General features: G+C 40.6%; 15 protein-coding genes. 8 read left to right on the top strand and 7 right to left on the bottom strand.

The window, feature by feature from the left end; all coding sequences use genetic code 11:
- Positions 1-5 precede the first annotated feature (5 nt).
- The 4 genes from B4Z47_RS14030 to B4Z47_RS14015 form a co-directional block, all read right to left on the bottom strand.
- On the bottom strand, positions 6-749 hold the full coding sequence (locus tag B4Z47_RS14030; protein ID WP_046673148.1) for a DeoR/GlpR family DNA-binding transcription regulator: 744 nt from the start codon (positions 747-749) through the stop codon (positions 6-8).
- A gap of 65 nt (positions 750-814) precedes the next feature.
- Entirely contained in the window at positions 815-1966 is a 1152-nt protein-coding gene (locus B4Z47_RS14025) for a hypothetical protein (protein WP_115046391.1), read from the bottom strand.
- A gap of 121 nt (positions 1967-2087) precedes the next feature.
- Entirely contained in the window at positions 2088-2813 is a 726-nt protein-coding gene (locus tag B4Z47_RS14020) for a YebC/PmpR family DNA-binding transcriptional regulator (protein ID WP_070561411.1), read from the bottom strand.
- Positions 2814-2815: 2 nt separating this feature from the next.
- Positions 2816-3763, bottom strand: a complete 948-nt coding sequence (locus tag B4Z47_RS14015; RefSeq protein WP_046671586.1) for an NAD-dependent epimerase/dehydratase family protein — start codon at positions 3761-3763, stop codon at positions 2816-2818.
- A 577-nt stretch (positions 3764-4340) separates the two neighbouring features.
- Between B4Z47_RS14015 and B4Z47_RS14010 the strand changes: the two genes are divergently transcribed.
- The gene (locus B4Z47_RS14010; protein WP_046671587.1) at positions 4341-5330 is read left to right on the top strand and encodes an aspartate-semialdehyde dehydrogenase; all 990 of its coding nucleotides are present in this window, start codon (positions 4341-4343) and stop codon (positions 5328-5330) included.
- A 124-nt stretch (positions 5331-5454) separates the two neighbouring features.
- On the opposite strand, the gene def is transcribed toward B4Z47_RS14010, so the two are convergent.
- Positions 5455-6681, bottom strand: a complete 1227-nt coding sequence (gene def, locus B4Z47_RS14005) for a peptide deformylase (RefSeq protein WP_115046392.1) — start codon at positions 6679-6681, stop codon at positions 5455-5457.
- Between the two features lie 320 nt (positions 6682-7001).
- Between def and ruvX the strand changes: the two genes are divergently transcribed.
- Together ruvX and ybeY are read left to right on the top strand one after the other, a co-directional pair.
- Complete coding sequence (ruvX, locus tag B4Z47_RS14000; RefSeq protein WP_070561409.1) at positions 7002-7415, top strand: Holliday junction resolvase RuvX; 414 nt, start codon at positions 7002-7004, stop codon at positions 7413-7415.
- Positions 7416-7463: 48 nt separating this feature from the next.
- Positions 7464-7892, top strand: a complete 429-nt coding sequence (ybeY, locus tag B4Z47_RS13995; RefSeq protein ID WP_070561407.1) for an rRNA maturation RNase YbeY — start codon at positions 7464-7466, stop codon at positions 7890-7892.
- Positions 7893-8031: 139 nt separating this feature from the next.
- On the opposite strand, the gene B4Z47_RS13990 is transcribed toward ybeY, so the two are convergent.
- Positions 8032-8451: a nucleoside-diphosphate kinase gene (locus B4Z47_RS13990; protein ID WP_046672716.1), complete on the bottom strand. Its 420-nt coding sequence runs from the start codon at positions 8449-8451 to the stop codon at positions 8032-8034.
- 285 nt (positions 8452-8736) lie between these two features.
- On the opposite strand from B4Z47_RS13990, the gene B4Z47_RS13985 reads away from it, so the two are divergent.
- From B4Z47_RS13985 to galK, 5 genes are all read left to right on the top strand, one after another.
- Positions 8737-9585: a 4-hydroxy-3-methylbut-2-enyl diphosphate reductase gene (locus B4Z47_RS13985; protein WP_070561403.1), complete on the top strand. Its 849-nt coding sequence runs from the start codon at positions 8737-8739 to the stop codon at positions 9583-9585.
- 81 nt (positions 9586-9666) lie between these two features.
- Positions 9667-10701, top strand: coding sequence for a ferrochelatase (gene hemH, locus B4Z47_RS13980; RefSeq protein ID WP_070561401.1), 1035 nt, complete (start codon positions 9667-9669; stop codon positions 10699-10701).
- A 12-nt stretch (positions 10702-10713) separates the two neighbouring features.
- Positions 10714-11988, top strand: coding sequence for a metallophosphoesterase (locus tag B4Z47_RS13975; protein WP_070561399.1), 1275 nt, complete (start codon positions 10714-10716; stop codon positions 11986-11988).
- A gap of 68 nt (positions 11989-12056) precedes the next feature.
- Positions 12057-13106, top strand: a complete 1050-nt coding sequence (locus tag B4Z47_RS13970) for a UDP-glucose--hexose-1-phosphate uridylyltransferase (RefSeq protein WP_112375073.1) — start codon at positions 12057-12059, stop codon at positions 13104-13106.
- Position 13107: 1 nt separating this feature from the next.
- On the top strand, positions 13108-14259 hold the full coding sequence (gene galK, locus B4Z47_RS13965) for a galactokinase (protein ID WP_115046394.1): 1152 nt from the start codon (positions 13108-13110) through the stop codon (positions 14257-14259).
- A 91-nt stretch (positions 14260-14350) separates the two neighbouring features.
- Here the strand turns inward: galK and B4Z47_RS13960 are convergent, their stop codons facing one another.
- A complete protein-coding gene (locus B4Z47_RS13960; RefSeq protein WP_115046395.1) occupies positions 14351-15541 on the bottom strand; it encodes a trans-sulfuration enzyme family protein in 1191 nt (396 codons plus the stop codon).
- Positions 15542-15757: the final 216 nt, after the last annotated feature.

Here is a 15757-nt window from a genome sequence, read left to right as displayed (position 1 = left end):
CAATATTAAAGTATTGCAATTGTATTCGCAAATTCTTTTAGGGAAACGTCAGTTGGATTGACATCGGTAATCAAATAAGAAATATCACGTAACGGTACAACTTTCATTTTTTGAACTGAATTAAGTTTTTCCGCAATGCTCAGAATAGCTACTTTTTTTGAGCATTTAATCATCGCACGTTTGATTTGCACCACTTCCCAGTCTGAATCGGTCACCCCATCTTCTACGGAAAGAGAATTTGTTCCCAACAAACAAAGATCGACTTTAAGATCGGCCAGTTCATTAGCGACTTGGGCTCCCGAAACAATGTTTGTATTGCGTGAAAGTTTTCCGCCAACTAAAATGACTTCAAGATTTGGCTTTTCGGCCAATTCTAGTGCAACTAATGGACTTATAGTAAAAAACGTACACTGAAGATGATCGGGTATTGTTCTCGCTAATTCAATTAAGGTTGTCCCGCCTCCGACTAAAACAGTCATTCCATTGGAGATTAAAGTGCTTGCTTTCTTGGCAATTTCTTTCTTTGCCTCCTTGGCATATACGTTTCCATCCTGAAAAGGGAACTGAAATGATTTTGATAATGCTCCACCATAGACTTTTAGAACTTTACCATTCTCAGCAAGTTCGTTCAAGTCGCGTCTGATTGTATCTTCAGACACATTCAGCTGAACACTGAGGTCTGAGGATAAAACTTTATTATGTAGGTTGATCTGATGTATGATGAATGCTTGTCTTTCTTCCTTTAACATTGGTCTTTTGGTTTTTAATCGGAATTTTAAAATTAATTGAGAAATCAGTCTAAATGTAGTGAAAATTATTCTTCCTTTTTATCAATTTTTGTTATGCCAGCTTTGAACCTCGGTTTGAAGCCTGTAGGCTTGCTGGCAGCAGGTTCCTGTGTTTCTATGCTGTCGTTTTCAGGTTCAGCCTTTACGCTCGCATCTAACTTAATTTCGTCTTTCGTATCGGGCAGCTGTGTTTGTTCAGCAGTTTCTATTTTGGTTACTCCGGCTTTAAACCTCGGTTTGAAGCCTGTAGGCTTGCTGGCAGCAGGTTCCTGTGTTTCTGTGCTGTTGTTTTCAGGTTCAGCCTTTACGCTCGCATCTAACTTAATTTCTTCTTTGGTATCGGGCAGCTGTGTTTGTTCAGCAGTTTCTGTTTTGGTTACTCCGGCTTTGAACCTCGGTTTGAAACCCGTAGGTTTACTGGCAGCAGGTTCCTGTGTTTCTGTGCTGTTGTTTTCAGGTTCAGCCTTTATGCTCGCATCTAACTTAAGTTCGTCTTTCGTATCGGACAGCGGTGTCTGGTCAGCAGTTTCTGCTTTGGTTATTCCAGCTTTAAACCTTGGTTTGAATCCTGTAGGTTTTGGAGCCGATGTCGATGCTTCGTCGGTCGTTTCTTCGGATGCTGGAGTGCTTGCCGCTGCGTCAGGAGCTTTGGTTACTCCAGCTTTAAACCTCGGTTTGAAACCCGTTGGTTTTGGAGCCGCCGTCGTCGCTTCGTCGGTCGTTTCTTCGGATGCAGGAGTGCTTGCCGCTGCGTCAGGAGCTTTGGTAACTCCGGCCTTGAACCTCGGTTTGAAGCCTGTCGGTATTGAATCTGGAGTGGATTCCGCTGAATCAGCTATTTCCTGTTTGGATGTTGCTTGAGCTTCATCTTTTACAGCGGCAGAAGGAGCCTTGAATCGCGGTTTAAAGCCTGCTGGTTTTGCCGTAGGAATACTGGAGGTCTCGGATGATGCATCTGGGGTAACCTGCTTTTCAACAGGTTTTGCAATAACAGTTTCCTCCTCTGCTAAATGGAAACTTTTTCGAAGCTTGTTGAACCAAAACTTTTTGCTGTGGTCAAAACTCTTTTCTCCCATAGCAGAATAATGTGCTTTGAACTCTTCAAATAAAGGTTCATCTGCAGCTTTTAAAGCTTTTAAATCAATTTTCTTTTTTATGAAAAATTCTTCAAAAGTCATTCTGGTACGAGTTTGATTTAGTCTATTACAAATGTAGTAATTTTTCTGACGGGGCTAGGCGGTGCTTTAAATAAAAAAGAGCGACAAGCGCTCTTTTTTATAGTTTTATAGGTTCAATAGCTTAAGCCATGTTATGGTAAACTGCTTGAACATCGTCATCTTCTTCGATTTTATCGATCATCTTCAATACATCAGCAGCTTGTTCTTCCGTAATATCTGAATGCGATAATGCGATACGTTCCAATTTTGCAGATGTTACTTCAATTCCCTTTTCTTCCAGTAATTTTTGCATATTACCAAAGTCTTCAAAGGAAGTTTGAACGACAGCAATATCATTGCCTTCTTCATCAGATTCTACGTACAATTCTTCTAAGCCTCCATCGATCAACTCTAATTCAAGCTCTTCTAGGTCCAGTTCCTCTGTTGCAGCAAAACGGAAAATGGATTTACGATTGAAAATAAAATCCAATGATCCTGTTTTCCCCAATGAACCACCTGCTTTTGTGAAATAGCTACGGATGTTTCCTACGGTGCGGTTGGTGTTATCTGTTGCAGTTTCAATTAATACAGGTACGCCATGAGGGCCGTAGCCTTCGTATACATATTCTTCGTAACCTTTTGAATCTTTTTCCGAAGCACGTTTGATTGCGGCTTCGATACGATCCTTTGGCATATTTACTGCCTTGGCATTGTGTATTGCTGTACGAAGTCTCGAGTTAGTTTCAGGGTGAGGGCCGCTTTCTTTAACCGCCATAGCGATTTCTTTACCTAAACGTGTAAATTGAACGGCCATTTTGGCCCAGCGTTTGAATTTCCGCTCTTTTCTGAATTCGAAAGCTCTTCCCATTGTTATATTTTGTTTTTAAGATTTTCAATCATGTCGACTGTCATCTTCTGGATGTCAAATTCCGGCGTCCAGTTCCAGTCTTTTCTTGCATAAGAATCGTCTAGACTAGCAGGCCATGAATCGGCAATCTGTTGTCTTGGATCGTTCTCGATGTAAGAGATTGCAAAATTAGGAAGAATTTTTTTAATTTCTTGCGCAAGTTCTTTTGGAGTAAACGTAATTCCACCAAGGTTATAGCTGTGGCGAATGCTTAGGCTTTCTTTGGGTGCATCCATTAATTCGAGTGTACCACGGATGGCATCCTCCATATAGAGCATTGGTAAGGCCGTGTTTTCAGATAAGAAGCAGGCGTAAGTCCCGGTTTTCAATGCTTCATAAAAAATATCGACTGCATAATCCGTTGTGCCACCCCCTGGTTCTGTTTTCCAAGAAATGATACCTGGATAACGGACACTGCGAATATCCAGACCACGGTGTTCTTGATACCATTCTATAAGGCGCTCACCTGCAAGCTTGCTGATGCCATAAATTGTGTTCGGATCCATTACGCAATATTGTTCGGTATTTGTTTTCGGAGAATGCGGTCCAAAAACAGCAATCGAGCTTGGCCAAAATATCTTTGAAACTTTATAGCTCACGGCTAGATCAAGCACATTCAACAGACCATTCATGTTCAATTCCCAAGCCTTCTCAGGGTATTTTTCACCTGTAGCTGAAAGCATGGCAGCTAATAGATATACTTGAGTAGGTTTATATTGTTGAAATAATGTCTCGAGTCCATTTTTGTCAAGGACATTAGCGATTTCGAAATTTTCGTCAGGGCTTTTAATCTGTGGTTCTCTAATGTCAGTGGTTACAACATTCTCTGCACCAAATTTTTTGCGCAAGGCGATAGCTAATTCTGTGCCGATCTGGCCATTTGCACCAATGATAATAATGCTTTCTTTCATTTGTAAGTTTTATTTTAGGAAGCTCCTGCTTTCACTATAATGAGTGTTTATGCTCAAAAATATAAATGAATCGCTTCGCTCGTTTCTTCCTATCGATATGATAGGATCTAGCCTGACATAATTTACGTTTCATCATGTAATGAAAAATGAAATTTCAACCATGGCGGTTTATGATGCAAATATAAAGGCTTTTCAGTATCTATCAACTTTGTGGTCTTTTAGGAAGCCGGGAAAAAATGTTAATTTTTAGACTCTTTGGACTGTTTTTATGAGATTTTAAACTGTTTCAATCGTTTGTTCTTTTTTTTTGAATAAGCGGTGAAAATTTTTATTTTTTTTGAATTGCTTTAATTCTAATTTTATGGCATGAATCAAAGAACTTAACGATTCCATTTTAGCAATTTAGGAGGGGAAATGCTAAATGTTGTGACATTTTTAGCTAAGCGCTTAATATTTTGTTATTTTAATAGTGGAATTGGGGAATATTTTTTAAATTTGAAGAATTCATTCTTCGAGAATCAACTAAAAACAAAATCAAATAACAATTTTAATATACACAATTTAAACACAGACAAAAATGAAAGTGGCAGTAGTCGGCGCAACAGGCCTTGTAGGTACTGAGATGCTAACCGTGTTGGCGGCGCGAAATTTCCCAGTAACAGAATTAATTCCAGTAGCTTCAGAGCGTAGTAAGGGTAAGGAAATTGAATTCAAGGGAAAGAAGTATAAGGTGGTTACACCATCTGAGGCTATTGCTTTGAAACCTGATGTTGCGTTATTTTCTGCTGGCGGTGATACCTCGAAAGAATTTGCCCCTCAATTTGCAGAAGCTGGAATTACAGTGATCGACAATTCTTCAGCATGGCGTATGGATCCAACGAAAAAGTTGGTTGTTCCAGAAGTAAATGGTGATGTGTTATCTGCTGAAGATAAAATTATTGCAAACCCGAATTGTTCAACTATACAAATGGTGGTGGCTTTAAAGCCATTACATGATAAATATAAAATCAAACGTGTTGTCGTTTCTACCTACCAATCTGTAACAGGTACAGGTGTTAAGGCCGTTAACCAATTGATGGATGAACGTGCTGGAAAAGATGGTGAAAAAGCTTATCCTTATCAGATTGATCTGAACGTGATTCCGCATATTGATGTTTTCCAAGAAAATGGATACACCAAAGAGGAGATGAAGATGATTTTGGAAACAAATAAAATCATGCGTGATGATTCTATTAAAGTAACTGCAACGACAGTGCGTATTCCTGTTATGGGAGGACACTCTGAATCATTGAATATCGAATTTGAAAATGACTTTGATTTGAATGATGTACGTGCAGCTTTAGCCGCGCAAAGTGGCTGTATTGTTGTTGACGATCCTGCGTCACTACAATATCCAATGCCGAAGGATGCACACGGTAGAGATGAGGTTTTTGTAGGACGCATCCGTCGTGATGAATCTCAGCCAAATACGCTCAACATGTGGGTAGTAGCGGATAACTTACGTAAGGGTGCTGCAACAAATGCAGTTCAGGTAGCGGAGTTATTGGCTGAAAAAGGATTGATCTAACTCAAGTAGATTCCATAATAAATATTGAGCCCCCATGAATTCGTTCATGGGGGCTCTTTTTTGTTCCATTAGCAAATCACAATTTAGATACTTATGATTTGGTCCTTGATGTCGGGGCTATAAATTATGGTGTCAATGTTGTGGGGTGGATCGAAAATTCAATCTTGTCATTCAACGGAGCATAGCTTTCTTTGCTTTGCTCTTCCAGTCGATCTGGAAATAGAATGCCGAAAAGATGATCCGTTTCGTGCTGTAAAATAACAGCAGTAAAACCCTCGATATTTTCTTCAATAACTTTACCTTCTTTATTGATGTATTGCAGGCGGATCGCATAACTCCGTAATACATCTTCTTTACGGTTGGGGATAGAAAGACAGCCTTCTGCACCTTTACGCTTCAGTTTGGAGCGCCATAGAATTTTAGGATTCACATAGAATTCAAATGGCTGATCCGGTTTGTCAAATCGCTGTACCCAGATTAAATTTTTATTGATTCCGATCTGTGGCGCTGCGATGCCTACACCGGGGTGATTGGGATCACGTACAGTCGCGAACATTCTTTTGGAAAGAGACTCAAGCAATGGGTCGTTGTATTTGACATCACTGCTTGTCGCTTTTAAAACTCTCAGATCTTTATCGTCTGTTGTTTGCAATACGCGAAGAATTGCATTTTCATCTCCTGATAAAATGATTTTCTTGTCGGCAGCACTGAACTCCTGTCCTGCGTTAAGATTGACTGGTCTTTCATTCTTTGACTTATGAAATGCTTTTTCTCCGGCCATAATTTTTGTTTCTAAATTGTTCTCGACTGGGGGTACTGGGCAACGGTACCCGTTGCTATAGGCACAGTATGGGTTGTAGGCTTTGTTAAAGTCTATCTCAACATCGTTTCCTTTAATGTCGTCTGTGGATAAATCAATATACCGGCCCCCACTGTAGCTTTCCTGACCATTTGTTAAATCTAAAAATGGTAAAAATAAATGTTTTTTGTATGCAGGATTTTGAAATAATGCGACACTTTGGTAGACATTCAACGTATGTTCTTTTCCATGAAGCGTAAATGTTATAATAGCATAACGTTTGTATTCGTTGCTTGTGCCGTCGTAGGTCGGCATCCGGAATACCGGTTCATCAAATAGGACTTCAACTTTGGCGTTGACTTTATAACTGGCGTCTACAGGAAAGTAATCCAAAAACGCTACCTGATCTGATTTCAATGGGCCGTATTGTTCTTTCGCCAATTCAGCGGCTTTTTCTTCACGAAGAGCAGTAATGTGTTGCTCGTATTTACTTTGGGCATGCGTATTCAAGCATAAGGCCAAAAGGAAACTGGCAATAAGTGTTTTTTTCATTTGTTTGCATATTTATTTGCCCGATTTCATACAGCCCAATGCCCTGTTGCTTTTGCTGTTATTTTGATCCGTGTACTTATAGGGTAAGTCCGTAGACACGCTATGATCGGATTGAATTCGGTGATCTATTGCCCCAAAAAGCAACTTAGTTTGCTTTGTTAAATAGTCTATCAAAGTTATAGTTTTTTTGATTAAAAAGTCAGAATTAAAAGATCAAAAATGAAAAGGGCATGTATTGAAAAGAAGTGTCCAATTGAAATATTACATCTTCCTGTGTAATACTCAGGACTACTTTGTATTTTTGTGAAAAATATATATCCATGAGATTGATGGCCTTTGATTACGGTACAAAACGAATAGGGGTTGCGGTGACCGATCCAATGCAAATTATTGCTACAGCATTGACGACGGTACACCCGCAGGATATCTGGACATACTTAGCCGATTATTTACAGACAGAACAGGTGGAAACTTTTGTTGTAGGCAAGCCACGGCAACTGGATGGGACCGACTCTGAATCCGCACAGCATGTTGTCGGGTTTATTCGAAAACTGAAAAAGACTTATCCCACAATTGCTGTCGCTGAAATAGACGAGCGTTTTACTTCTAAAATGGCTTCTGCAGCGATCGCACAAAGTGGCAAAAAAAAGAAGGATCGTCAACAAAAAGGGCTGATTGATACGGTGTCTGCAACGATCATTTTGCAGAGCTACATGGATAGCCGTAATTTTTAGATACACAGCGACTAATACGTCAAATAAGAATGAATAATAAATAGAAGGATGAAGAGCATATTATTTTTTACCGAGGATACGGATTTCAAATTAAAAGAAAAGGGAAAGATTCGTCAATGGATTGCTGATGCCATCAAAGGCGAAGGATTTAAGCGTGTGGGCGAATTGAGCTTTATCCTTTGCTCGGATGCTTACTTGCTTGAAATCAATAAGCAATATTTAAATCACGACACCTATACTGATATCGTTACTTTTGATTCTTCCGAATATGAGGACACCATCGCCGGCGATATTTTTATCAGTGTGGAACGTATTCAGGAGAATGCCGAAAAATTTAAGGTTGATGTGCGAGACGAGCTTCATCGGGTGATCATTCATGGTGTAATGCATCTGTGCGGTTATCCGGATAAAAAGCCGGCAGATAAAGCCAAGATGACCGCCAAGGAGGATGAGTATCTCGGTAAAAGAAACTTTTAATATACTCCTTCGTGCATTCATTAGGACCCACAGTTCGGTGAACCGACTGAAGATTCTATTTTACTCGAGAGAAGGAAGCAATACATAAAAAAAGCGCTTTACAATTTGTAAAACGCTTTTTTTATGTTGTTTCTAACGACTAGAATCTTTCAAATTGAGAGAAGAAGAAGTTTCCTTCAATAGCAGCATTCTCATCTGAATCCGATCCATGTATAGCGTTTGCATCAATAGATTTAGCATATTTGTTACGGATTGTACCTTCAGCTGCATCAGCAGGATTAGTCGCGCCGATCAATGTGCGGAAATCCTCAACAGCATTATCTTTTTCCAGGATTGCAGCAACGATAGGACCTGAAGTCATAAAGTTTACCAACTCACCATAGAAAGGACGCTCTTTGTGTACTGCATAGAATGCACCTGCTGTCTCTTGAGAAAGTTGGATGTATTTCATTGCAATGATTTTAAAACCACCAGCAATGATATCGTTCAAGATTGCACCGATGTGACCGTTCGCTACTGCGTCAGGTTTGATCATCGTAAAAGTTCTGTTAGTTGCCATTATTTTAATTTTTTTGCAAAATTAGATAAATTGCTTTTCATATGCAATATCATTACGCCTCAATATAGACACAATTATTGATAAGCCGACTAGCTGATGTCACCCTTATCGCTAAATTATTGGTTTTTGTTCCCGGATTTGTGCCTCTACTGAAATAGATGTTTCCTTTTGTTCCCAGCCCAATGTTTTTCTCTGTATGTAACAAAACTTTGTATCTGGCCGTTTATAGAAAAGTAAAAAAACAATTGATCTAAGTTCAATACGAATATGTAACTTTGTGTTATTATGGCATTAAATCTAACAGTAGACATCGATAAAGATTCAGGCTTTTGCTTTGGAGTGGTATACGCTATTGATATGGCAGAGGAAATTTTGGAGGAAGAGGGTTATCTTTATTGTTTGGGAGATATCGTTCATAATGACGAAGAAGTTGCCCGATTGAAAGCAAAAGGCTTACGCATTATCGATCATGCCGCCCTGCCGACCTTGAGCAATGAAAAGGTATTGATCCGTGCTCATGGTGAAGCCCCCGAGACTTATCGTGTTGCTTTGGAAAATAACATTACCTTGATAGATGCCTCTTGTCCTGTAGTGCTCAAACTACAGAACCGTATAAAAACGTCGTTCGATCAAGAGGAGAAAATTTTAATCTTTGGGAAGCACGGGCATGCTGAAGTGATCGGCTTGCAGGGGCAGACAAATAATGAAGCCTTAGTTTTTCAGGATATTTCCGAATTGGATCAAGTCGAATTGCCCGCCTCATTTACCTTATACAGCCAGACAACAAAAAGCGTGGATAAATTTTATGCCATCAAAGACGAACTGATCAGGCGAGGGTATGAAGTGAAAGCTAATGATACCATTTGTCGACAAGTTTCCAATCGATACGAAGATCTTGGCGCTTTCGCCAGACAATATGATAAGATCGTTTTTGTCTCAGGTAAGAAATCCTCCAATGGAAAGGTGCTGTTTGAAGTTTGTCAGAATGCCAATCCCGCTAGTTATTTTATTTCTGATCCTGCTGAATTAGATGCATCAGTCTTTGCTGAAAATGACCGTATTGGTATCTGTGGTGCCACTTCAACGCCAATGTGGTTAATGAAAGATGTAAAAGCAAGTTTAGAAGCATTATAAGCACAATTACCCGTCACAGATATTTCATAATTCCGCGGTTTAGATCCGGAGTGCATTCTTTTTTGCGTAGCTTTGTAAGCTATGAGCAATAAAGGCAAAAAAGGTATTCTTTTAGTACAATTGGGTACACCTGATAGTCCCACTACTCCAGATGTAAAGAGATATTTAACGGAGTTCCTAATGGATCCGCGAGTTATTGATATTCCTTATTTTCAACGCACCTTATTGGTCAAGGGAATCATTGCACGTACACGTGCGCCCAAATCGGCAAAAGTATACGAAACGATTTGGGATAAAGAAACGGGATCACCTTTGATGCACTACAGTATTTTGCAACGCAATCTGCTTCAAGAAGCGTTGGGTGAAGAATACCATGTGGAATTAGCGATGCGTTACCAAAACCCATCGATTGAGGCTGCATTGAAAAATATGGAGGGTCTATTTTTGGAGTCCATTCGTGTCATTCCTTTATTTCCACAGTACGCTTCAGCAACATCGGGTTCGGTCATCGATCGTGTCATGGAGCTTATTCGCAAATGGAATTATCTGCCAGAAATCAGTTTCGTAAGCAATTTCTGTACGGACGACTTAATGGCAGAAACTTATGCGGATCATGCCCGTAGGCACGATTTGGAAAGTTTTGACCATTTTGTCTTTAGTTATCACGGCCTTCCTGTGCGGCAGCTTGGAAAAGTAGATCCGACAGGTCAGCTTAAATGCCCCGAATCAGGCTGTGATTCTTGTAAAATGACAGTCAATTCATATTGCTATCTTTCGCAATGTTATGCGACAACACGGACGATAGCTGCCAAGCTCGGGTTGAAAAAAGAACAATATTCGCTCTGCTTTCAATCCCGTTTGGGTAAAGAACCCTGGATACAGCCCTATACCTCCGATTTACTGCATGATCTTGCCGCTAAGGGTTATAAGAAGTTATTAATTTTTAGTCCTGCTTTTGTGGCGGATTGTATCGAGACCATTGATGAAATTGGCGTGGAATATGCTAATGAATTTAAACATTTAGGGGGGGAGGAAGTGTGTTTGGTAGAGAGTCTTAATGATGATCCCAAATGGATCGAATCTTTAAAACAATTGGCGCTTAATGCCAAAAACTAAAATCGATAAAAGATGTTGTTAGTAAACGCGTGTGTATTACTCATATTGGATTTTTATATTTTCTTTGCGCTCCGTGCAACGAAGATTAAATTTCCCAAAACAAAAGTATTTTCCATTCTCTGGTGGTCTTATTCTGTTTTACTGCTATTGGGCGTTTTTATCTCAGCACAATATAGTATTCCTTTAATCGTACGGTCGGTTATTTTAGTCGCCTTTTTTCTGACAGCGGCGTCAAAGATATTTTTCTTTTTGATTTTGTTGATTGATGATATCCGACGTGGGGGTGTATGGTTGAAGCGTCTGTTCGCAAAAAAGAGATCTGTTGAGGATTTAGTCGACGATGCTGGAGACCCTTTACCAGAGAATCCAGTGAAAGGGATTAGCCGATCCGAATTTTTGACCAAAGCTGGTATTCTAGTTGGTGCCTCACCCTTGATACCCTTGAGCTGGGGAATTATTTCAGGAGCCTACGACTATCGTGTAAGGAGAGTCCCCTTGTATTTGCCAAATTTGCCCAAAGCATTCCATGGAATGACCATTGCGCAGATTTCAGATGTGCACTCAGGATCTTTCTATAATAAAAAGGCTGTCAGCGGTGGTATTGATATGCTTTTAAAGGAAAAAGCGGATGTGACATTTTTTACCGGTGATATCGTGAATGCCCAAGCTTCTGAAATGCGTGGTTATCAAGATATTTTTGCGCGTGTGAAATCTGATTTAGGTGTGTTTTCTACATTAGGTAACCACGATTATGGTGACTATTATTATGGTAAAGAAGATTCTCCTGCAAAGCGTAAGAACCTCCAGGATGTTATCGATGTGCATAAAATCATGGGCTGGGATCTTTTAATGGATGAAAATCGTAAGATTAAGGTCGACGGTGAAGAGCTTTGTATTGTCGGGGTCCAGAATTGGGGGACAGGTCGTTTTCCGAAACATGGTGATATCAAAAAAGCATTAATGGGTACCGAAGAGCAACCTGTTAAGTTGCTGTTATCGCACGATCCGTCGCATTGGCGGGCTCAGGTATTGGATACCGACGTGGATGTGATGTTTGCCGGACATACACATGGTATGCAATTTGGTGTAAGGTCCGAGATGTTGCAATGGAGTCCGGTACAATATATCTATAAGGAATGGGCAGGGCTTTATCGTGCGCAACAGAACAAACGATTATATGTTAATGTCGGCTATGGCTTTTTGGGTTATCCAGGACGTGTTGGAATTCTGCCTGAAATTACCATATTCGAATTGCTAAAAGCGCAGGACCCAAAGTTTAAAGCCTAAAAAATCCCCTTTGACTTTTGAGTTAATATAGCTATAATTGTGTATTCTGTACACCAGTTATACATAACATGCAATCAACTTTAAACTTTGGGGACTCTCCCCACACACGTGTTAATATTCTTACCGGGGAAAAAGTACTTGTGTCTCCGCATCGTAGTAAAAGACCATGGCAAGGGCAAGTAGAAGATCTTCCCGGGGATAATAGACCGGAATATGATCCCCAATGCTATTTGTGTCCGACAAATAAACGAGCAGATGGTGATATCAATCCAGATTATAAAGAAAGTTTTGTCTTTGTGAACGATTTCTCAGCTTTATTAAAAGATACAAGCCAGCAGGAATTTAATGAAGATGAATTATTTATCGCCGAAACCGAAAAAGGAATCTGTAAAGTAATTGCATTCACCCCGCGGCACGATCTTACACTACCCGAAATGGATCAGGCTGCAATCAAATCGGTGGTCGATCTTTGGCAAAAAGAGTTTGTCGAACTTTCGAAGGTTGACTGGATCAAATACATTCAGATTTTCGAAAATAAAGGTGCGATTATGGGCTGTAGTAATCCGCATCCCCACGGGCAGATCTGGTCACAAAATCATTTGCCTGTAGAAATCCAGAAAGAATGCGTTCAGCAACAGCACTATTTCAATAAATATCAACGTACTATCCTGTCAGATTATGTTAAAGCGGAGTTGAGAAAAGAAGAGCGCATTATTGACGAAAATGATTCTTTTGTTTCGCTAGTCCCTTTCTGGGCCGCCTGGCCTTACGAAACGATGATTGTGAGCAAACGATCTATCCAAAACATTGCCGGCTTTGACGAGAAGGAAAAGTCGGATTTTGCCGCTATCCTCAAGTTGCTGACGACGCGTTATGACAATCTCTTCAAAACATCCTTCCCCTATTCTGCAGGAATGCATCAGTCCCCAGTAAATGACGGTGACCACCCGGAATGGCACTGGCATATGCACTTCTATCCACCACTGTTACGTTCTGCTACCGTTAAAAAGTTTATGGTTGGTTATGAAATGCTAGCGAATCCACAACGTGATATCACACCGGAGGTTGCCGCAGAACAGTTGCGAAATTGTTCGACAGTACATTATAAAGCTAAATAAGATGATAACAAAATATACAATTGTAAAAAAATTTAAAGAACTCTACCAAGAAGAACCTCTTGTCGTTACTTCACCCGGCCGGATTAATATCATTGGAGAACATACGGATTATAACGATGGATTTGTATTGCCTGCTGCAATTGACAAAGCAATATATGTTGCTGTAAGCAAGCGATCGGATGATAACATTGTGCTTTACGCGGAAGACTACAAGGAACGCCATGAGGTCAAGCTAGCGGATATTGCTATTTCTGAGAAACATTGGCCAAACTATATTTTGGGTGTTGTCGACCAGTACCTGAAACGTGGGGCAACACTAGGTGGCTTCAACCTGTATATTGATGGTGATGTGCCACTGGGTGCTGGATTATCGTCTTCAGCAGCCGTTGAATGTGCCGTTACCTTAGCACTCAGCGAACTGTTCGATTTGAAGGTCGAACGACTCGATATTCCACAGATTGCTCAAAAGGCCGAACATACCTATGCTGGTGTGATGTGTGGTATCATGGATCAGTTTGCTTCAGCCTTTGGTAAAGAAAAAAATGTCATCAAACTGGATTGCCGCACATTGGGTTTCGCGTATGTTCCACTTGATCTTAAGGGTTATGAAGTTGTATTATTGAATACAAACGTAAAGCATTCATTAGCTTCCACAGCTTACAATACACGTCGTGAACAATGTGAACAAGCTTCTGCATGGGTGCAGGAGAAGTACCCAGCTGTAAAGAACTTGCGCGATGTAACCATAGCGATGCTTGATGAATTGGTGAAAGATAAAGATGCCGATATCTATGCGAAAGCAAGCTTTGTGGTTAGTGAGAATGAACGTGTAGAGAAATCCTGTGATGCACTACGCTTGGGAGATGTTGTTCAGCTTGGACAGTATATTTTTCAGAGCCATGAGGGATTAAGTAAAGTGTATGAAGTCAGTTGTCCGGAACTGGATTATCTAGTGGATTACGTCAAGCAGTTTCCTGAGGTGATCGGAGCCCGAATGATGGGTGGCGGTTTCGGTGGATGTACAATCAATATCGTAAAAGAAGGCGTACTACCTTCAATTTTGCCAACACTTGAAAAAGAATACAAAGAGAAGTTTGATAAAGAACTTTCGGTCATTCAGGTCAGGATTGCCGATGGTACCCGCGTACTTTAATAAAAAATAGGTGTGCAGTAAGGGGAATAACATTCACGTGCTATTCCCCTTCTTTTTTTGCCTTTTTTGATCAGGAATTACCGTATGATTCCTAGTTAAGCTGGTCCAATGCCTGTTTTAAGTCGGCGATTAGATCATCGGCATGTTCGATACCAACAGAGATACGCAACATCCCTAGCGTGATTCCCGAAGCTTCTTTCTGTTCCTTCGTATGGTGACCTCCCCACATACTCGCAGGGTGTACAATAAGCGATTCGACACCCCCCAAACTGGCCGCGTTAATAAATATGTGCAGTCCATTGATGAGTTTCTGTGCATTTAAAAATGCATCCTCTTCATCTTTACCATTGATATCGATGCAAATCATACCCGAAAATCCACTCATTTGTTGGGCTGCGAGCTCATGTTGTGGATGATTGGGTAATCCAGGATAACTGACTTTTTTGATTTTTGGATGTTGATCCAGAAATTCTGCCAGCTTCAGCGCATTGGTATTGATCTGTTTGACGCGTAGACTTAATGTTTTTAATCCCCGTAATAATAACCAGGAATCAAGCGGTGCGAGTGATGCGCCCAAAGCGACGGATCGTTTCCATACGCTGGCGATATAGTCCTGCGTACCGCAGACGATACCAGCAGTGAGGTCACTATGTCCACCTAAGTATTTCGTGGCACTGTGGACAACGACGTCTATTCCAAAATCTGTCGGTGTTTGATTGATAGGGGAGGCGAATGTATTATCGACCATGCTCTGAATCCCATGTTGTTTAGCGAGTTCCCCGATCGCTTTTAGGTCTGTGATATGGAGATTAGGGTTCGATGGAGTCTCTATATAAATCAGCTTGGTATTTGCCTGAATAGCTTCGCCAAACGCTGAAACATCGGTCTGGTCTACGGCGGTAACCGTGATGCCGTAATCTGTTAAGAATTCTTTAAAGAAAATAGCTGTTCCGGAATAATGTGCATGTTGGGCGACAATGTGATCCCCTGATTTAACGATGGCCAATATGGCTGTACTGATCGCTGCCATACCTGTTGCAAAGACGAGTGCATCCTCCGTTTTTTCCAATTTTGCTAGGATGGAGGCTACTTGGCTATTCGTCGGGTTGCCATGACGATGATAAAAATAAGGGTGTTTCGGTTCGGTCGCAGCTTTGATGTATTCCGTTGGATCAGGATCCGCAATGTAAGTGGATGTCTGATAGATTGGCGTAGTTACTGCAGATGTCTGGTTGAATTGCTGTCCTTCATGGACGAGTATCGTTTCGGTATTGGTAGCCATGCTAATAATGTTGATTGATGCTTGTATTACCTTAAGAGTCTATAATTCGATCTTGTCGAATCTTTGGCCGTAAGGAACCCTTCGCTCGTTTGAAAGCATTGTTGGTGCTAATAGCGCGAAGACGGTTTATCTTTTATCTCAAATATAAATAAAATCTACTCAATGTGTAGATTTTATTTATATCGGGTTCATCAATATCGCTTACAACATTAATAC

This window comes from Sphingobacterium sp. UBA2610 (assembly GCF_002339225.1).
GTDB classification, from domain to species: Bacteria; Bacteroidota; Bacteroidia; order Sphingobacteriales; family Sphingobacteriaceae; genus Sphingobacterium; species Sphingobacterium multivorum.
Note: the sequence above shows the minus strand (reverse complement) of the source record. Positions and strands in the feature narration are given on the sequence as shown.